The organism is Polaribacter sp. Asnod1-A03, from assembly GCF_045063585.1.
Classification (GTDB): Bacteria; Bacteroidota; Bacteroidia; order Flavobacteriales; family Flavobacteriaceae; genus Polaribacter.
Genome location: NZ_JBEFOE010000009.1, coordinates 3,522,926 through 3,541,314 on the forward strand (window position 1 = coordinate 3,522,926; position 18,389 = coordinate 3,541,314).

At 30.4% G+C, this 18,389-nt stretch carries 18 protein-coding genes and 1 tRNA gene; 10 read left to right on the forward strand and 9 right to left on the reverse strand.

Annotated features, from left to right (window positions below; translation table 11 throughout):
* Window positions 1-35 precede the first annotated feature (35 nt).
* Together ACJJVY_RS15820 and ACJJVY_RS15825 are read right to left on the reverse strand one after the other, a co-directional pair.
* On the reverse strand, window positions 36-338 hold the full coding sequence (locus ACJJVY_RS15820; RefSeq protein ID WP_405611046.1) for a DUF6370 family protein: 303 nt from the start codon (window positions 336-338) through the stop codon (window positions 36-38).
* A 77-nt stretch (window positions 339-415) separates the two neighbouring features.
* Entirely contained in the window at window positions 416-2,101 is a 1,686-nt protein-coding gene (locus ACJJVY_RS15825; protein ID WP_405611049.1) for a glutamine--tRNA ligase/YqeY domain fusion protein, read from the reverse strand.
* A gap of 110 nt (window positions 2,102-2,211) precedes the next feature.
* On the opposite strand from ACJJVY_RS15825, the gene ACJJVY_RS15830 reads away from it, so the two are divergent.
* From ACJJVY_RS15830 to ACJJVY_RS15850, 5 genes are all read left to right on the forward strand, one after another.
* Entirely contained in the window at window positions 2,212-2,427 is a 216-nt protein-coding gene (locus ACJJVY_RS15830; protein ID WP_405611052.1) for a zinc ribbon domain-containing protein, read from the forward strand.
* A 193-nt stretch (window positions 2,428-2,620) separates the two neighbouring features.
* Window positions 2,621-3,004: a VOC family protein gene (locus tag ACJJVY_RS15835; RefSeq protein ID WP_405611055.1), complete on the forward strand. Its 384-nt coding sequence runs from the start codon at window positions 2,621-2,623 to the stop codon at window positions 3,002-3,004.
* 21 nt (window positions 3,005-3,025) lie between these two features.
* Window positions 3,026-3,382 carry a dihydroneopterin aldolase gene (gene folB / locus ACJJVY_RS15840; RefSeq protein WP_405611058.1) on the forward strand — a complete coding sequence of 119 codons (357 nt, stop codon included), beginning with the start codon at window positions 3,026-3,028 and terminating at the stop codon, window positions 3,380-3,382.
* A 10-nt stretch (window positions 3,383-3,392) separates the two neighbouring features.
* Window positions 3,393-3,773, forward strand: coding sequence for a VOC family protein (locus ACJJVY_RS15845; RefSeq protein WP_405611061.1), 381 nt, complete (start codon window positions 3,393-3,395; stop codon window positions 3,771-3,773).
* Between the two features lie 55 nt (window positions 3,774-3,828).
* Window positions 3,829-3,902, forward strand: a tRNA-Cys gene (locus tag ACJJVY_RS15850).
* Window positions 3,903-4,018: 116 nt separating this feature from the next.
* Here the strand turns inward: ACJJVY_RS15850 and ACJJVY_RS15855 are convergent.
* Window positions 4,019-4,384, reverse strand: coding sequence for a Fur family transcriptional regulator (locus tag ACJJVY_RS15855; RefSeq protein WP_405611064.1), 366 nt, complete (start codon window positions 4,382-4,384; stop codon window positions 4,019-4,021).
* A 166-nt stretch (window positions 4,385-4,550) separates the two neighbouring features.
* Between ACJJVY_RS15855 and ACJJVY_RS15860 the strand changes: the two genes are divergently transcribed.
* The 4 genes from ACJJVY_RS15860 (at window position 4,551) to ACJJVY_RS15875 (ending at window position 10,149) form a co-directional block, all read left to right on the forward strand.
* Window positions 4,551-5,456 (forward strand): NAD(P)/FAD-dependent oxidoreductase, encoded by a 906-nt coding sequence (locus tag ACJJVY_RS15860; protein WP_405611067.1) that lies wholly within the window; start codon window positions 4,551-4,553, stop codon window positions 5,454-5,456.
* Between the two features lie 296 nt (window positions 5,457-5,752).
* A complete protein-coding gene (locus tag ACJJVY_RS15865; protein ID WP_405611070.1) occupies window positions 5,753-6,598 on the forward strand; it encodes an MBL fold metallo-hydrolase in 846 nt (281 codons plus the stop codon).
* Between the two features lie 13 nt (window positions 6,599-6,611).
* The gene (locus ACJJVY_RS15870) at window positions 6,612-8,252 is read left to right on the forward strand and encodes a S8 family peptidase (protein WP_405611073.1); all 1,641 of its coding nucleotides are present in this window, start codon (window positions 6,612-6,614) and stop codon (window positions 8,250-8,252) included.
* A gap of 64 nt (window positions 8,253-8,316) precedes the next feature.
* Window positions 8,317-10,149: a M1 family metallopeptidase gene (locus ACJJVY_RS15875; RefSeq protein ID WP_405611076.1), complete on the forward strand. Its 1,833-nt coding sequence runs from the start codon at window positions 8,317-8,319 to the stop codon at window positions 10,147-10,149.
* Window positions 10,150-10,209: 60 nt separating this feature from the next.
* Here ACJJVY_RS15875 and ACJJVY_RS15880 read toward each other — a convergent pair whose 3' ends face one another.
* The 6 genes from ACJJVY_RS15880 to pflB all read right to left on the reverse strand — a co-directional run bounded on the left by ACJJVY_RS15880 (window position 10,210) and on the right by pflB (window position 17,129).
* Window positions 10,210-10,878: a LysE family translocator gene (locus tag ACJJVY_RS15880; protein WP_405611079.1), complete on the reverse strand. Its 669-nt coding sequence runs from the start codon at window positions 10,876-10,878 to the stop codon at window positions 10,210-10,212.
* A gap of 99 nt (window positions 10,879-10,977) precedes the next feature.
* Entirely contained in the window at window positions 10,978-12,024 is a 1,047-nt protein-coding gene (locus tag ACJJVY_RS15885) for a 2Fe-2S iron-sulfur cluster-binding protein (protein WP_405611082.1), read from the reverse strand.
* 10 nt (window positions 12,025-12,034) lie between these two features.
* Window positions 12,035-13,024, reverse strand: a complete 990-nt coding sequence (locus tag ACJJVY_RS15890) for an aspartate-semialdehyde dehydrogenase (protein WP_405611085.1) — start codon at window positions 13,022-13,024, stop codon at window positions 12,035-12,037.
* A 163-nt stretch (window positions 13,025-13,187) separates the two neighbouring features.
* Entirely contained in the window at window positions 13,188-13,973 is a 786-nt protein-coding gene (locus ACJJVY_RS15895) for a formate/nitrite transporter family protein (protein ID WP_405611088.1), read from the reverse strand.
* 36 nt (window positions 13,974-14,009) lie between these two features.
* Window positions 14,010-14,780: a pyruvate formate-lyase-activating protein gene (gene pflA / locus ACJJVY_RS15900; RefSeq protein WP_405611691.1), complete on the reverse strand. Its 771-nt coding sequence runs from the start codon at window positions 14,778-14,780 to the stop codon at window positions 14,010-14,012.
* 93 nt (window positions 14,781-14,873) lie between these two features.
* Complete coding sequence (gene pflB / locus ACJJVY_RS15905; protein ID WP_405611091.1) at window positions 14,874-17,129, reverse strand: formate C-acetyltransferase; 2,256 nt, start codon at window positions 17,127-17,129, stop codon at window positions 14,874-14,876.
* Window positions 17,130-17,356: 227 nt separating this feature from the next.
* Here pflB and ACJJVY_RS15910 point away from each other — a divergent pair, with 227 nt between their 5' ends.
* Window positions 17,357-18,388 (forward strand): rhodanese-related sulfurtransferase, encoded by a 1,032-nt coding sequence (locus tag ACJJVY_RS15910; RefSeq protein ID WP_405611094.1) that lies wholly within the window; start codon window positions 17,357-17,359, stop codon window positions 18,386-18,388.
* Window position 18,389 lies beyond the last annotated feature (1 nt).

Below are 18,389 nucleotides of genomic sequence, written 5' to 3' on the forward strand. Positions count from 1 at the left end.
AATTACTTCGGTTTTTTTATAAAATAAGTTTAAAATTATTCTACTAATTTAATAGCAGTTGCTTTAAATCTTCCTTCCTCAATAATACCAGCAATTTCTGCTTTTCTAACAACTTCGCAAAACCCTGTGTGTTTGTCATGTGCATCGCCAAAATCATCAATACCAAAACCATCTACAAAATATGCTTTGTCATCAACTTTAACGGCTAAACTACATCCAGTTTCAGAATCTAATTCAAACTGACATTGACCACAAGAAATTTCTGCGATTTGCTTTATCTCTTTTTTGTTTCCGCAAGAAGCGAATATCAACAAACTTAAAACGATTAATTTTTTCATTTTTTATAAATTTAAAAAGTCCTCAGTTTTATAAAAAAAAAGAGGACTTTATTATTGTTTACTATTTATACGATATTTTATTTCTTAGCCCAAGAATCGCGTAAACCAACAGTTTTGTTGAATACTAAATTGTCTGCAGTAGAATCATCATCCACATTAAAATATCCTAAACGTTGAAATTGAAAACGTTCGCCAATTTTAGCAGTTTGTAAACTTGGCTCTAAATAGGCTTCTATAATTTCTAAAGAATTAGGGTTTACAAAATCCATATAATCTTTGTCTTTATGAGCATCTGGTGCTTCATCTAAAAACAATCGATCGTAAGCTCTAACTTCTGCTTTTACTGCATGTTTTACAGAAACCCAGTGCAAAGTACCTTTTACTTTACGTTTGCTTTCTTCTGTGTCCATTCCAGATTTTGTTAATGGATCATAAGTACAATGTATAACAGTAATTTCTCCGTTTTCATCTTTTTCACAACTAGTTGCTGTAATAAAATAAGCGTTTTTTAAACGAACTTCTTTTCCTAATTTTAAACGGAAGAATTTTTTATTCGCTTCTTCTCTAAAATCTTCTCTTTCAATATAAATTTCTCTAGAAAAAGGAACTTTTCTGCTACCAAAACCTTCTTCATAATCATTATAACTGGCATCTAGCATTTCTTCTTTTCCTTCCGGGTAATTATCAATAATCACTTTTACAGGATCTAAAACTCCCATAACTCTTTTAGCAGTATTGTTTAAATCTTCTCTAATTTTAAACTCTAAAAGTGCTACATCAATAATGTTTTCACGTTTAGAAACCCCAACAGTTTCTACAAAACTTCTAATAGCAGCTGGCGTGTAACCACGTCTTCTTAAACCAGAAATTGTAGGCATTCTTGGGTCGTCCCAACCAGCAACAATATTTTCTTCTACCAATTTAAGTAACTTACGTTTACTCATAATGGTGTAACTTAAGTTTAAACGAGAAAACTCACGTTGTTTTGGCGGATTTGGATATTCAGATTTACTAAAATCGTATACATTATCTCTAAACCAATTATATAATTCTCTATGAGGTTTAAATTCTAAAGAACATAAAGAGTGTGATATTTGTTCAATATAATCACTTTCTCCGTGAGTCCAATCATACATTGGGTAAATACACCAATCATCACCAGTTCTATGATGAGATTTGTACATAATTCTGTACATTAAAGGATCACGCATTAACATATTCGGAGATTCCATATCAATTTTTGCACGTAGAGTATGTTCTCCTTCTTTAAACTTTCCGTCTTTCATTCCTTGAAATAACTCCAAGTTTTCTTCTACTGAACGAGATCTAAAAGGACTGTTTGTACCAACTTCTGTTGGCGTACCTTTTTGTACTCTCATTTCTTCTGAAGATTGAGAATCTACATACGCTTTGCCATCTTTTATCAATAAAATTGCCCAATCATACAATTGCTGAAAATAATCTGAAGAGTAACATTCGTTAGCCCATTGGTAACCTAACCAAGAAATATCTTGTTTAATGGCATCTACATATTCTTGCTCTTCTTTTGCCGGATTTGTATCATCAAAACGCAAGTTAACAGGCGCATTATAATGCAACCCTAAACCAAAACTAATACCAATTGCTTTGGTATGCCCAATGTGTAAATATCCATTAGGTTCTGGCGGAAAACGAAAACGTAAATTTTCTTTTGGCATTCCGTTAGCCAAATCTTCTTCAATAATTTGCTCTAAAAAATTGAGCGATTTCTTCTCTTCAGACATAAGTTTATACGAAAAAATTAAGTGACAAAATTACATAAAATACTTTATAGCAATTAAGTCTTTGTAACAAATTAGTGAAAATAGCTTCTAATATGTAAACACTATAAATTATGAGCAGTCAAATAAGAAATTACTCGTGTCCTAAATGCAACAATAAAAACTATAAAGTTGGTGAGTTAAGAGCAACAGGTGGTACGTTATCTAAAATTTTTGATATTCAAAATCAGAAATATACTAGTGTAACCTGCGAGCGTTGTACTTACACAGAATTCTATAAAACAAAAACAAGTGCTATAAGTAACGTTTTCGACTTTTTTACAAGTTAATTTTTTTGGGTGTTACTTTATCTAGAAAGCATTCTAGATTAAAGTCGTGCTTTACACTATATCTTTTTATTCGTACCTCATAAAAAGGATGCCGTTTCAATCACTAACACTAGTGTTTTATCTATTAAAGTTTTTAAAATTGATATTTTGTACCTAGTTTATTATCGTATTTTTACCAAAATTTTAAATAAAAATGACAACTTTTAGATTTGATCATATTGCAATATCTGTAACAAATGTAGATGTCTCTGTTACCTTTTATAAAAAGGTTTTAAAACTTAAAGAAATGGAAAATACAGCATCTAACTCTAAAACTAGGTGGATGAAATTAGGAGATAACAAGCAATTACATTTAATTCCTCGTCCAGATTTTGAAATTAGAACAAATAAAGCTGTCCATTTTGCATTGTCCATAGACAATTTAGATTCTTTTTTAAATCATTTAAAAGATTTAGAAATAGAATATTCAGATTGGACAGGAACTTCAGATAAAGATTATGTTAGAAAAGATGGAGTAAATCAGTTTTATTTTCAAGACCCAGATGGTTATTGGATTGAAATTAACAATGCAGTTTAATTAGTTAAATTAGAAACAATAATGGGAATAATAAAAGTAAACAATATAAAACTCTATGCAAACCACGGTTGCTTAGATGAAGAAGATAAAATAGGATCTGAATATAGAGTAGATGTAGAGGTAAAAGCAGATTTAAAGAGATCGTCTAGAACAGACGAATTAGCCGATACGGTAGATTATGTACATTTAAATAACATTGTAAAAGAAGAAATGGCAATACGTTCTAAATTATTAGAAGAAGTAACACAACGTATTTTAGATCGTATTTTTAAGGAAATAAAAATGATAAGAAGAACTACGGTTTCTGTTGCTAAAATAAATCCACCAATTGGTGGAAATGTGGAAGAAGTGGTAATTATTCTTACAAAAAAGAGGTAATTTATAAGGTATGAACCTAAATCAAATTACAATTCCATCTTTAGATTTAAGTAAGTCAGTTTCTTTTTATCAAAAATTAGGGTTAGAATTAATTGTTGATGCTTTACCAGATTATGCAAGATTTGTTTGTCCGGAAGGAAATGCAACTTTTTCAATTCATAAGGTAGAAAAATTACCTAAAGGAGAAGGTGTTTATGTATATTTTGAATGTAAAGATTTAGATACTAAAGTAAAAGATTTAATAAAAGAAGGAATTTATTTTGATGAAATGCCTTCTGACAGAAATTGGTTATGGCGAGAAGCTAGATTAAAAGATGTAGACAATAATAGCTTAATTTTATTTTATGGAGGAGAAAATAGAATAAATCCACCTTGGAAAATCAAAAATTAAAAAAAGACTTGCAGAAAGTATAAATTTACGTAAATTTGCAATCCAAAATACAAAAGGTGTCTTGGCCGAGTGGCTAGGCAATGGTTTGCAAAACCATGTACAGCGGTTCGAATCCGCTAGACACCTCCAAAAAACCTCAATCTGTGATTGAGGTTTTTTTATTTTATATAAGTTTTAAAAAAGTAATATTTACTTTCTAATTACAGATTTAATAAAATTATAAATCGTAGTAAATAGGATAAATATTAAGAGCAATCATTACAACTTCCGGTTAGTACACAATTTGCGTTTTTAACATTATATCCTTTAGGAACTTTATAATCAACAGGAATATGTAAACACTCAATAGTATCGCAAGACGAACATCTAAAATGAAAATGATGCTGATTCTTTTCATTTTTTTCACAAATAGCAAAATATTGCTTTCCATCTTCTGCAACAATTCTATGAACTATATCATCCTCATAAAATCTATTTAAAACTCTGTAAATAGTTGCCCTATTTATTTTTATATCAAGTTGTCTTTCAATTACATCTTGACTTAACGCTCTTTTTGAGCTTGATAGCAGGCTAAGTATCGCTTCTTTTGCAGGTGTATTTCGTCTATTCATAATTATTGCGAATAAGTTGCAATAATACAAAAAGATTGTATATTTGCCAAAACATCTATTGCGACAAAATCGCATTTAATAAAAGAAGAGAAATAATAAGACTAATTGGAGTATTAGGTTAAGTTTTTGTAGAACCAAATCACTCTTCAATTAATACAATAACAAAATGGATAACAAAAAATTTGAAGTAATAATAGTGGGTGGAAGTTATGCAGGTCTTTCAGCAGCAATGTCTTTAGGGCGTTCATTAAGAAAGACATTAGTAATAGATGCGGGTAAACCGTGTAATCGACAAACACCGCATTCGCATAATTTTTTGACACAAGATGGAAGTGCTCCTAAAGAAATTTCTGAAATTTCTAAAAGTCAAGTTTCTGAATATGATAGTATTAAATTTTATAACGGATTTGCTATAAGCGGAAAAAGAATTGAAAAAAGTTTTGAAATTACAACTTCAAACGGAGATACTTTTACCTCAGAGAAATTGGTTTTTGCCACAGGAATTAAAGATATAATGCCAGATATTAAAGGTTTTTCTGAATGTTGGGGAATTTCGGTAGTACATTGTCCTTATTGTCACGGTTATGAAATACGAAATAAAAAAACGGCTATAATTGCAAATGGAGAAAGAGCTTTTCATCTTACTTCTTTAGTCTATAATTTAACTAAAGAAATTACGATAATCACATCAAGAATAGCTGATTTTGATAAAGATCAACTCAAAAAATTAGAGCAAAAGAATATAAAAATTATTGAGAAAGAAATTTCAGAAATCGAACATAAAAAAGGACAAATAGAAAAAGTTGCTTTCAAAGATGGTAGCACAGAAAATTTTGATTGTGCTTATGCTGCCATTTCTTTTGAACAAAATTCTAAAATACCAAAAGAATTAGGTTGTAAGCTTACAGAAAATGGACATATTGAAGTTAGTTCAATGCAAAGAACAACTGAAGAGGGAATTTATGTTTGTGGAGACAATAGTATAATGATGCGTTCGGTTGCATTAGCAGTTTCTAGCGGAAATATTACTGGTGCAGTGATTAATAATGAACTTGCACAAGAAGCTTTTTAATATGGTAGAAGTATCTGTATGTTTAGAAAAGAAAACTAGAAGTTTTGTACGTGACAAAGCCAAAAAATTAACGCATATTTACAGTGTAAATTTGTTATTTTAAACTGGCTCTCAAGCATCACTACATAACGATAAAAGAATAGTTTTATTACTGTTTTTACACAAAGCTTTAGTCTTTTCTTAACAAAAAATTATCTTTATTTTTTCATATTTGCGTTCTGTATGCTTTATGAGAAAGTATTGTTAATGTATTGAGTTATATTTGTTATTTTAAAGATAATTTTAATTGATTCTGGATGAAAATATATTCAATAGAAACAGGTAATTTTAAATTAGACGGAGGTGCAATGTTTGGTGTTGTACCTAAAACTATTTGGCAAAAAACCAATCCTGCAGATGCTAATAATTTAATTGATATGAGTATGCGAAGTATACTTATAGAAGACGGAAATCGTTTAATTCTTGTAGATACTGGCTTAGGAGCAAAGCAATCAAATAAGTTTTTTAGTTATTATTATCTTTTTGGAGATTTTTCTGTAGACCTATCATTAGCAAAACATGGTTTTCATAGAGATGATATTACCGATGTTTTTTTAACACATTTACATTTTGATCATTGTGGAGGTGCAATAGAGTGGAATTCTGATAAAACTTTTTTACAACCTGCTTTTAAAAATGCTAAATTTTGGTCTAATAAAGAGCATTGGCAATGGGCCACTGAGCCTAACTCTAGAGAAAAAGCATCTTTTTTAAAAGAGAATATCAACCCGATTAAAGAAAGTGGTCAATTAAATTTTATTGATCATAATTATAAAGATCAGATAGGTTTTGATGTATTATTTGTTGATGGACATACAGAAAAACAAATGTTACCAAAATTAACATACCAAGGTAAAACAATGGTTTTTATGGCAGATTTATTACCAACAGTTGGTCATATTCCTTTGCCTTATGTAATGGGTTATGATACTAGACCATTATTAACCATACAAGAAAAAGCATCCTTTTTAGAAGAGGCTGGAGATAAAGAATATTTCCTTTTTTTAGAGCACGATGCTCACAACGAAATTTGTACAGTTAAACATACAGAAAAAGGAGTTAGATTAAAGAGTACACATAAATTTATAGATATATTTAATTAATATAAAAGAGAAAATGAGAGTTTTAAAACCAGTTTTATATACAGCATTTGCTGGACTTGTTTTTACAAGTTGTAAGTCAATTTCTAGCATACCTGTTCCACAAGGTTCAGATACTGTAATAAATCTATCAGCTAAAAAAGGAGCTTTATCAGAAGGAGAAATGAATCGTTGGGGGCATGCAGATTTAGCAACAGATACTATTCCTGGTATGAGTGTGACAAAAGCATATTCGTTTTTAGAAGGTAAAAAAGGAGTAGAAGTTATTGTTGCTGTTACCGATTCTGGAACAGATTTAGAGCATGAAGATTTAAAAGATGTTGCTTGGGTTAATCCAAAAGAAATTGCAGGTAACGGAATAGATGACGATAAAAATGGATTTGTTGATGATATTAATGGATGGAACTTTTTAGGAAGTATTTATAAAGAAAATTTAGAGTACGAAAGAATTATAAAAAATCCTTCTATAACTAATGAAGAAGAAGCAAAAGAAGCAAAAGCTTTCTATGATAAAAAATTAGAAACTTCTAAAAATACAAAGTTAAGATACGAGCAAATGTTGCAAGGTGTAACAAATGCAGACGATGCTATTTCTGAGAACTTAAATAAAAAAGATTATACAAAAGAAGATGTTTTAGCTATTAAAACAGAAGATCCTTCTTTGTTACAAAACATTACAATTGCTAAGCAAATGTATAGTTTTGGAATCCCTTCTTTAAGTGAAGCAAAAAAAGAATTAACTAAGTTAGTTACAGACGCAACTAATTTATTAAACGGTGATGCTTTAAAGAAAGATTATAGAGCTGTTCTTGGTGATGATGGATATACTATGGATATTAAAGTGTATGGAGATAATAAAACAGGGCATTCTATAAAATCAGAAGCGCATGGAACGCATGTTTCAGGTATTATTGCAGCAAGCAGAAATAATAATTTAGGAATGAATGGTGTTGCTGATAATGTAAAAATTATGGCAGTTAGAGTTGTACCTGATGGAGATGAATATGATAAAGATATTGCTTTAGGTTTACGTTATGCAGTAGATAACGGTGCTAAAGTAATCAATACAAGTTTTGGTAAAGGGTATTCTCCTAAAAAAGAATGGGTTTACGATGCAATTAAATATGCAGAAGAAAATGATGTGTTAATTGTAAATGCAGCGGGTAATGATGGTAAAGATATAGATGTAGACAAAACATATCCTAACGACTCTAAAGATTTAATTACAGAAATTTCTGATAATGTTTTAACTATCGGAGCAATGAGTGTAAATTATAACGAAAAATTACCAGCATCATTTTCTAACTATGGTAAAATAAATGTAGATGTTTTTGCGCCTGGAGTTCAGATTTATTCTACAACACCAGAAAACGAATATCAGAAATTTAGTGGAACTTCAATGGCGGCTCCATCAACAGCAGGTGTTGCAGCTTTAATTCGTTCTTATTATCCAAAATTATCTGCAAGTCAGGTAAAACATATTTTAATGAACTCTGGTATAAAAATTAATTTTGAAGTTATTAAACCAGGGTCACAGTCAAGAGAAAATCCTAGTGGAGAAATGGTTCCTTTTGCAGATTTATCAGTTTCTGGTAGAATTGTAAATGCATACAATGCCTTAAAAATGGCGGATGAAATTGTAAACGGAAAAAAATAATTATCTCAAAAAAAAGCAGTTTTCTTTAGAATGCTGCTTTTTTTATAAACCTTAATCAATATATATGAAAAAATTTTACTTTTTAGGATTATTGCTAGCTACACTAACAGCTTGTAATAGTACAAAAGATGTAGCTAATAATGTAGTTACAAAAGAAACTTATTGGCAGCAACACGTAGACTATACAATGGATATAGATGTTGATGTAAACAAATATCAATACAAAGGAAAGCAAACGTTAGTTTATACTAATAATTCTCCAGATGATTTAAATAAAGTATTTTATCATTTGTATTTTAATGCTTTTCAACCAGGTTCTCAAATGGATGTTAGGTCTTTAAACATTCAAGATCCAGACAGAAGAGTTAGAGATAGAATAAGTAAATTAAGTCCTGATGAAATAGGGTATATAAAAGTAAATACTTTAAAACAAAACGGAGTTGCGGTTTCTCATGAAACGGTAGGTACAATTTTAGAAGTAAAACTAAATGCGCCTATTAAATCTGGAGAATCTGTTACTTTAGAAATGGATTTTGATGCACAAGTACCAGTTCAGATCCGTCGTTCGGGTAGAAATGGTAAAGAAGGTGTTGCATTATCTATGGCGCAATGGTATCCTAAATTAGCAGAATACGATTTTCAAGGTTGGCATACTCCTCCTTATATTGCAAGAGAATTTCAAGGAGTTTGGGGAGATTTTGATGTAACGATTCGTATTGATAAAAACTATACAATTGGTGGTTCTGGTTATTTACAGAATCCACAAGAAATTGGTCATGGTTATGAGGATGCTACTAAAGAATTGGATTTGCCAGAAGGTGATAAATTATCTTGGCATTTTAAAGCGCCAGAAGTGCATGATTTTATGTGGGCAGCAGATTCAGAATACAATCATGATGTTTTAAAAATGGAAAATGGTGTTGACTTACATTTTTTATATAAGAAAACATTAGAAGAAAAATACTTAAAAAACTGGAAAGATCTTCAGCCGAAAACTGCTGAATTAATGACTTATTATAGTGAGAATGTTGGTCAATATCCATATAAACAATACTCTGTAATACAAGGAGGAGATGGTGGTATGGAATACGCAATGTCTACGTTAGTTACAGGTCAAAGAAGTTATGGAAGTTTATTTGGTGTTACAGCTCACGAAATGGCACACACTTGGTTTCAGTTTTTATTAGCTTCAAATGAAAGTTTACATCCATGGATGGATGAAGGGTTTACATCTTATATTTCTAACAAAGCAGTAAGTGAAATTTCTAAGAAACCTAAAGCGAATCCACATGCAGGTTCTTACAGAAGCTATAGAAGTATTGTTGAAAAAAAGATGGAAGAGTCTTTAGGTACGCATGCAGATAGATACAATACTAACAGAGCATATAGTACAGCAAGTTATTCTAAAGGAAATATTTTCTTATCGCAATTAGAATATGTAATTGGTAAAGAAAATGTGGCTAATGGATTAAAAAAATATTTTACAGATTTTAGCTTTAAACATCCAACACCAAATGATATCAAACGCTCTATGGAAAAAGTATCTGATTTAGATTTAGGTTGGTATTTAAATGAATGGACGCAAACAACGCATACAATTGATTATGGTGTAAAATCTATTGAAGACAAAAAAATTACATTAGAAAGAATTGGTAAAATGCCAATGCCAATGGATGTTGAGGTAACTTATACAGACGGTACCTCTGAAAGCTTTAATATTCCTTTAAGAATGATGAGAGGTAATAAGCCAACTTCAGCAACAGTTATAGAAGATTGGGGTTGGGCAATGCCAACCTATTCTTTTGATGTTTCTAAACCTGTAAAATCTGTTACTATAGATAAAAGTGGACTAATGGCAGATATAGATTTAAAGAATAATGTTTTTGAAGTAAAGTAAGCTTTTAAAAAAATAGTTAATAAAAAAAAGCGAGGTTTTCACCTCGCTTTTTTTTATTAATTAGAGAATTAACTCATCAATTTTATCGTTTGGAATAAACCCTTTTAAGATTAAAAAAACACCACAAATTATTAAGATAATTCCCATTATTCTTTTTAATCGATAAATAACTAAAGGAGTCATTTTACTTTTTAATTGTTTTGCTAATAGTATTTTACCTAAATCGGTAACTGCATACCCAAGTATAATTGTAGCAAAATACCAAAAGATACTTGTAGGATTCATATTTAAAGTTGGGCCAATAACCAAAACGGTTCCTAACCAAAAAGCCAAAACACCAATATTTATAAAGTTTAAAAAATATCCTTTAATCATTAGTTTTATATAATTGCTTTTAACAACAGGTACTTCTATTGCTTTGGTAGTTTCTAATGCTTCTTTTTTATTCTGTCTATCAAAATAAGTAATAAGTCCGTAGATTATCAATATTAAACCACCAATAAAAAATAAACGAGGATCATCTTTAATCTCTTCTAACAAAGATCTACTTCCGTAATAAGCAATTAAAATAAAAGAAATATCGCCTAAAATAACACCAATATCAAAAGCAATTGCAGCTCTTGCTCCTTTTAAAATACTCGTTTGTATCAATATAAAAAAAACAGGCCCAATCATAAAAGCCATAAAAAAACCAATTAAGAAGGCATTTTTAAAATCGTAAATATCCATATTTATAAAAAAAACTATTTTAATTTTTGGAAAAAAAGAAAGGATGGGTTTACCATCCTTTTCAATTTAAATATAAGTTTTGAACTCTTTTTTTAGATGTTATACATCATCAAAATCAATTACAATTTTTGGAGTTGTAGGGTATGCTTGACAGGCTAAAACCAAACCTTCTTCAATTTCGCTGTCTGTTAAAATAGAATTTTTAATCATTACCGCTTTTCCTTCAGTCACTTTACACATACAAGAACTACATACTCCGCCTTGGCAAGAATAAGGAGCATCTAAATCGTTGCGTAAACTTGCCGCTAAAAGATCGTCTGTTTGTTGCATTGTAAAGGTAGTTTCTTCATCATCTAATAAAACAGTAACTACAGTTGTACCTTCTTTAACTTCTGCAATAGCTTCTTCATCTACAGATGTAGTAAATAATTCGAAATGAATATTTTCTTTACTAATTTTATTGCTTTCTAAAGTTTTAGAAACCTCTTCAATCATTTCTTCTGGTCCGCATAAAAAAGCAGCATCAAAAGAGGTTTCTTTGTACATGTTTTTTACAAAGTAATTGGTAACGTTACCATCAATTCTACCTCTTAGCTGGTTTTTTACTTCTTCTCTACTAAAAATATAGTGTAATTTTAGACGATCAGAAAAAGTTTCCTTTAAATCACTTAATTGATTGTAGAAAATAGTGTCTGCAACAGATTTGTTTCCATAAATTAAAGTAAAAGTCGATGAGGTTTCAGTTTCTAAAACTGTTTTTACCATTGATAAAATGGGTGTAATACCAGAACCAGCAGCAAAACCAATGTAACTTTTATTGGCTTCTGTGTTTAAAACAAAACGTCCTTCTGGTGTTGAAATTTCAATTTCATCACCAGCTTTTAATTCTGATGTTGCGTACACAGAAAATATTCCGTTTTCAACAGCTTTTATAGCAACTCTAATTTCTCCACTTTTTGGCGTAGAACAAATTGAGTATGCTCTTCTAATTTCTTCGCCATTAATTACTTTTTGTAATGTAATATATTGACCCGGAACAAAATTGAAATCTGATTTTAAATTCTCTGGTATCTTAAACAAAACAGAAACCGCATTAGCGGTTTCTTGTTGTACTTCTTGTATGTTTACTTTGTAAAATGTTGACATAACATATATTTTACACCAAATTATTCGCTATTAAATATTCGGCAATTTGAACTGTGTTTGTAGCTGCACCTTTTCTAAGGTTATCTGCAACGATCCACAAATTTAAGGTATTTTCTTGAGATTCATCTCTTCTAATACGTCCAACAAATACTTCGTCTTTATCATGTGCATTTATTGCCATTGGATATACGTTGTTTGCTAAATCATCTTCTACAACAACTCCAGGAGTTGCGTTTAAAATAGCACGAACTTCTGCTAAATCAAAATCATTTTCAAACTGAACATTAACCGCTTCAGAATGCCCGCCAGCAGTAGGTATTCTAACAGCAGTTGCTGTTACAGAAAAAGAATCGTCACGTAATATTTTCTTTGGTTCTTTAACCAATTTCATTTCCTCTTTTGTGTAACCATTCTCTAAGAAAACATCACAATGAGGTATTGCGTTTCTACCAATTTTATGTGGATATGCCATTTCTCCATCAATACCAGCTTCTTCATTATCTAATTGTTGTACAGCTTTTACACCAGAACCAGATACAGATTGATAGGTAGAAATAACTACACGTTTCATTTTATATTTTAAATGTAACGGAGATAAAGCTGCAACTAACTGAATGGTAGAACAGTTTGGGTTTGCAATAATTTTATCTTCTTTTGTTAAAACATCACCATTAATTTCTGGAACTACTAATTTTTTTGTCGGATCCATTCTCCAAGCAGAAGAATTATCAATAACTGTTGTACCAACTTCTGCAAATTTTGGAGCCCATTCTAAAGAAGTATCACCTCCTGCAGAAAATAAAGCTACATCTGGTTTCATGCTTACAGCATCTGCTAAAGTTACAATGGTATATTCTTTTCCTTTATATGATAGTTTTTTACCGGCAGATCTTTCTGATGCAACAGGGATTAATTCCGTTATTGGTAAATTACGCTCTTCTAAAACTTTTAACATTACTGTTCCAACCATTCCAGTTGCTCCAACTACAGCTATTTTCATCGGTATTTTATTTAATGATATTATTTATACAGCAAAGATGCTAACAAATTATATATCCACCATTTTTTTGATAAATATTTACTAAAATAATTTCTATTGTTTAATTTTTAACAAGTTGATATAAATTTTATTTTTGATGTAAAATAGTTTAAAGTTTTACTTTCTATTTGTGATGTTTTTTATTAAATAAATGACCATAAGGTAAGCCTACAAATAAAACACCTCCAACAATATTACCTAAAGTTGCTGGTATTAAATTTTTGATAAAAAAAGTAGTCCAAGTAATATCTGCTCCTTCAAAAATAGCAAGCGGAATAAAATACATGTTAGCAATACTGTGCTCAAAACCGATAGCAACAAAAGCCATTACCGGAAGCCAAATAGCTAATATTTTACCAGCTGTATTTTCAGAAGCTACTCCTTGCCAAATAGCTAAACAAACTAACCAATTTGCACCAATTCCTTTGATAAAAGTAACTAAAAAAGTATGGCTCGTTTTACCTTCTGCAATACTGTAAACAGAATTAATATAAGGCTCGCTATGTACAATGTGTGTTAAATGTGTAATTATATAAGCAAGAAAAAGCGCACCAATAAAATTACCACTATATACAATAGCCCAGTTTTTAAACATGTGATAAATGGGTTGCTTTTTACGTAGTAAATTAGGGATAAAGTAAGCATTGTTTCCTGTAAACAACTCTGCACCAACGACTACCACAAGTATCAGTCCGATAGGAAAAGTAGCACCAAATATAAATTTAGCTAATCCTGGATTATTTTCTGCAATTCCTGGTGAACCACCCGCAACAATTATGGCAAGTAATGCGCCAAAAGCTACATAAGCACCTGCTAAAATTGCAAGAATTAAAGTTTTACTTTTTTTATAATTACCTTTATTTAAGGCTATTTGATTTATGTTGTTTATAACTTCTTTAGGAGTGTTCATTAGATGTATAATTCACTGCTAAAAATCAATTAAGTATTAATTGATTTTCACTTTTTTAAAATAGTTACTTAAAATTTCTGATGCTAATGCCAGTTCTTCTTTGGTGTTTTCTCTAGCGTCGTTTAATTCGTATTCCCAACCTAAAGCCTCCCATTTATGGATACCTAATTTATGGTAAGGTTGTAACTCTATTTGCTCTATGGTTGTGTAATCTTTAAAATAATTACCTAGTTGATGCAATAACTCTGGAGTATTTGTAATTTCTGGAATTAAAACATAGCGTAACCACATTTTTTTACCAGATGCTTCTCTGTGTTTTGCAAAATTAAAAGTAGTGTCTTTGTTTCTTTTACCAGTTATTTTTTGAAAACCTTCTTCGGTCATATGTTTAATATCTAGCATTACTAAATCGGCATAGTCATCTAATAATTCGATAGTTGGGTGATTTAATAAACGACCATTTGTATCAATATTTGTATGAATACCTTCTTCTTTTAATCGTTTAAAGAAAGGAATAAGGTTGTGAGCTTGTAACAATGGTTCTCCACCAGAAACGGTAACTCCACCTTTATCGCCAAAATAAGATTTCATTTTTATGGCTCTTTGTACAAGGTCTTCTATATGGTATTCTTGGCCTCCATGCGTGTCAATAGTATCTGGGTTATGACAGTATTGACATTTTAATTTACAACCTTGTAAAAAAATAACTAATCGAATTCCTGGACCATCATGAGTGCCAAAAGACTCAATAGAATGTACGTTTAATATGTTTTCTGAAGTTTTAATTTTTTTGAAATTTAAGTGAATAAAAAAAGGGGTTCAAAAATATAGTAGAATTGTTTTTAGTTGTTATAACTTAATTTCTATTTTTTGAACCCCTATTATAATACATAAAAGGTACTACATAGATTTGTGGAAAGAACGAGAAATAACTTCTGTTTGTTGTTCTTTTGTTAATCGGATAAAATTAACTGCATAACCAGAAACTCTAATTGTTAATTGTGGATGATTTTCTGGGTGTGCCATTGCATCTAATAAAGTTTCTTTGTCTAACACGTTTACATTTAAATGTTGCGCTCCATGCTCAAAATACCCATTTAAAGTAGCTACTAAATTATCTACTTGTTCTTCTAAATTAGAACCTAAAGATTTAGGTACAATAGAGAATGTATTAGAAATACCGTCTTGAGAATCTTTATAATCTATTTTTGCAACAGAATTTAAAGAGGCAATTGCTCCATTTGTATCACGACCGTGCATTGGGTTTGCTCCAGGAGCAAAAGGTACACCAGAAGCTCTACCATCTGGAGTTGCACCTGTTTTTTTACCATACACAACGTTAGATGTAATTGTTAATACAGACATTGTTGGTTCTGCATCTTTATAAACTTTTAATTTTTTTAATTCGTTATTAAAATCTTCTACACCATTATGAGCAAAAATATCTACTCTATCATCATCATTTCCGTATTTAGGGAAATCTCCTTCAATTTTAAAGTTTACAGTTAAACCAGCTTCGTTTCTAATTGGTTTTACTTTAGCATATTTAATTGCTGATAAAGAATCTGCTAAAATTGATAAACCTGCAATACCGTAAGCGATATTAATATCTGGATTTGTATCAATTAATGCCATTTGAGCTTTTTCATAGTAATATTTATCATGCATGTAATGAATAATATTCATTGCATCATTATAAACTTTTGCTACTTGTTTCATAGCAATTTTATAGTTAGCCATTACTTTATCAAAGTCTAAATACTCATCAGTTAAAGGTTCAATACCTTTTACCATTTGTTTTCCAGTAATTTCGCATTTACCTGCATTAATAGCTAATAATAATGTTTTAGCTAAATTAGTTCTTGCTCCAAAAAACTGAATTTGTTTTCCGATTTCTTGATAAGAAACACAACAAGCAATTCCGTAATCGTCAGAACCCCTTAAGTTTCTCATTAAATCATCATTTTCAAACTGAATAGAAGAAGTGTCAATAGAAACTTTTGAACAGAATTTTTTAAAGTTTTGTGGTAATAAAGGAGACCATAAAACAGTAATATTTGGTTCTGGTGATGGACCTAAGTTGTATAAAGTATGTAAGAAACGGTAAGCCGTTTTAGTAACTTTTGTTCTTCCGTCATTTAACATACCACCAATAGCTTCGGTAATCCAAGTTGGGTCTCCAGCAAAAATTTCATCATAAGCAGCCATTCTTAAGTGACGTACCATTCTCAATTTCATCACAAATTGATCGATGTATTCTTGTGCTTCTACTTCTGTAATAGTTCCGTTTTGTAAATCTCTTTCAATAAAAATATCTAAAAAAGTAGATACATTACCTAAAGACATTGCAGCACCGTCTTGTTCTTTTACAGCAGCTAAGTAAGCCATGTACGTCCATTGTACAGCTTCTTGTGCAGTTTCTGCAGGTCTGTTTAACTCTAAACCATAATGGTTACCCATTACAATCATGTCTTTTAGCGCTCTAATTTGTTCAGAAACTTCTTCTCTTAAACGAATAACAGCATCAGACATTGGTCCTTCTATGTTTGCTAAATCTGCTTTTTTAACTTCAATTAATTTATCAATACCGTATAAAGCAACACGTCTGTAATCTCCAATTATTCTACCACGAGCATAATTATCTGGTAATCCTGTTAAGAATCCTAAAGAACGGAATTTTCTAATTTCTGCATTATAAGCATCAAAAACACCATCGTTATGTGTTTTTACATATTTTGTAAATAATTCGTTTATTTCTTCGCTTGGTTTTAAACCGTGCTCTTCTAATGCTTTTTGTACAACTTTATAACCTCCAAAAGGTTTCATTGCTCTTTTAAGTAAACCATCAGTTTGTAAACCAACAATTACTTCGTTTTCTTTATCTATATAACCTGCCCCAAAACTAGCAATACCAGAAATAGTTTCTGTATCAACAGAATGTACACCATTATTCTGTCTTTCTTGCTTCATTCCTTCTTTACACACATCCCAAAGTTTTTGGGTCTTTTTGCTTGCTCCTACTAAAAATTGATCATCACCATAATAAGAGACAATGTTTTGTAAAACAAAATCTCTAACATTAATAGATGTGTTCCAAGCACCTTGTTTAAATTCTACATTTTTTGGTTTTTCTAAAATTAATTCTTCTAATTCCATCTCTTTATGTATTTAATGTTCTATGTATTCTTTTATGTACAACAAATTTAATGGATAACTAAAAATGCAAACATGATAAATATTAGGTTTTGGAATTATTTAAGAAAACGTTGTAGTGTTTTTTGTATTGAATATCAGTTAGATAAAGTCTTTTTAGTTTTCAATTTCTTAACTTTAAAAATTAACTATATTTGCAAAAATATTTAGTTTAACCAAATTAGTATAGCATGCAACTGTACAATAAGTTAAGCGCCATTGAACGCGCTGCATTAATAGATGAGGCAGGTAAAGACCGTCTTACAATATCATTCTATCAATATTACAAGATAGAAAATCCACAATTATTTAGAGATAAACTATTCTTAGAATGGAATGCATTAGATGTTTTGGGTAGAATTTACGTTTCTTACGAAGGTATAAATGCTCAGTTATCGGTTCCTTCAGAAAACTTTTATGCTTTAAAAGATCAATTAGATAGTATTTCTTTTTTGAAAGATATTCGATTGAATGTAGCTGTAGAACACGATAATAAATCATTCTTAAAACTAAAAGTAAAAGTTAGAAACAAAATTGTTGCTGATGGTTTAAATGATGATACTTTTGATGTTACTGCAAAAGGTGTTCATTTAAATGCAAAGGAATTTAACGAAATGTTGGCAAATCCAGATACGGTTTGTGTAGATATGCGTAATCATTACGAAAGTGAAATCGGTCATTTTGATGGAGCTGTAACTCCTGATGTTGATACTTTTAGAGATTCTTTAGATATTATAGAAGAAGATTTAAAGGACAATAAAGAGGATAAAAATTTATTGATGTATTGTACTGGTGGAATTCGTTGTGAAAAAGCATCAGCTTATTACAAACATAAAGGATTTAAAAATGTTTTTCAGTTAGAAGGCGGAATTATAGAATACACGCGTCAAGTAAAAGAAGAAGGAATAGAAAATAAATTTATTGGTAAAAATTTTGTGTTCGATCATAGAAGAGCAGAACGTATTACAGATGATGTAGTCTCTAATTGTCACCAATGTGGTAAAGCTTGCGATGAGCATACAAATTGTGCAAACGAAGCGTGTCATTTATTATTTATTCAGTGTGATGAATGTTCAGAAAAGATGGAAAATACTTGTTCTGCAGATTGCCAAGAAATAATTCAATTGTCTTTTGAAGAACAAAAAGAATTAAGAAAAGGCAAAGGAAATAGCAATAAAATCTTTAAAAAAGGACGCTCAGAAGCTTTAAAATTCAAAAAATAAA

Coding starts and splice junctions, on each gene's coding strand:
- ACJJVY_RS15820 (WP_405611046.1), bottom strand. CDS start 338: ATGAAAAAATTAATCGTTTTAAGTTTGTTGATATTCGCTTCTTGCGGA.
- ACJJVY_RS15825 (WP_405611049.1), bottom strand. CDS start 2,101: ATGTCTGAAGAGAAGAAATCGCTCAATTTTTTAGAGCAAATTATTGAA.
- ACJJVY_RS15830 (WP_405611052.1), top strand. CDS start 2,212: ATGAGCAGTCAAATAAGAAATTACTCGTGTCCTAAATGCAACAATAAA.
- ACJJVY_RS15835 (WP_405611055.1), top strand. CDS start 2,621: ATGACAACTTTTAGATTTGATCATATTGCAATATCTGTAACAAATGTA.
- folB (WP_405611058.1), top strand. CDS start 3,026: ATGGGAATAATAAAAGTAAACAATATAAAACTCTATGCAAACCACGGT.
- ACJJVY_RS15845 (WP_405611061.1), top strand. CDS start 3,393: ATGAACCTAAATCAAATTACAATTCCATCTTTAGATTTAAGTAAGTCA.
- ACJJVY_RS15855 (WP_405611064.1), bottom strand. CDS start 4,384: ATGAATAGACGAAATACACCTGCAAAAGAAGCGATACTTAGCCTGCTA.
- ACJJVY_RS15860 (WP_405611067.1), top strand. CDS start 4,551: ATGGATAACAAAAAATTTGAAGTAATAATAGTGGGTGGAAGTTATGCA.
- ACJJVY_RS15865 (WP_405611070.1), top strand. CDS start 5,753: ATGAAAATATATTCAATAGAAACAGGTAATTTTAAATTAGACGGAGGT.
- ACJJVY_RS15870 (WP_405611073.1), top strand. CDS start 6,612: ATGAGAGTTTTAAAACCAGTTTTATATACAGCATTTGCTGGACTTGTT.
- ACJJVY_RS15875 (WP_405611076.1), top strand. CDS start 8,317: ATGAAAAAATTTTACTTTTTAGGATTATTGCTAGCTACACTAACAGCT.
- ACJJVY_RS15880 (WP_405611079.1), bottom strand. CDS start 10,878: ATGGATATTTACGATTTTAAAAATGCCTTCTTAATTGGTTTTTTTATG.
- ACJJVY_RS15885 (WP_405611082.1), bottom strand. CDS start 12,024: ATGTCAACATTTTACAAAGTAAACATACAAGAAGTACAACAAGAAACC.
- ACJJVY_RS15890 (WP_405611085.1), bottom strand. CDS start 13,024: ATGAAAATAGCTGTAGTTGGAGCAACTGGAATGGTTGGAACAGTAATG.
- ACJJVY_RS15895 (WP_405611088.1), bottom strand. CDS start 13,973: ATGAACACTCCTAAAGAAGTTATAAACAACATAAATCAAATAGCCTTA.
- pflB (WP_405611091.1), bottom strand. CDS start 17,129: ATGGAATTAGAAGAATTAATTTTAGAAAAACCAAAAAATGTAGAATTT.
- ACJJVY_RS15910 (WP_405611094.1), top strand. CDS start 17,357: ATGCAACTGTACAATAAGTTAAGCGCCATTGAACGCGCTGCATTAATA.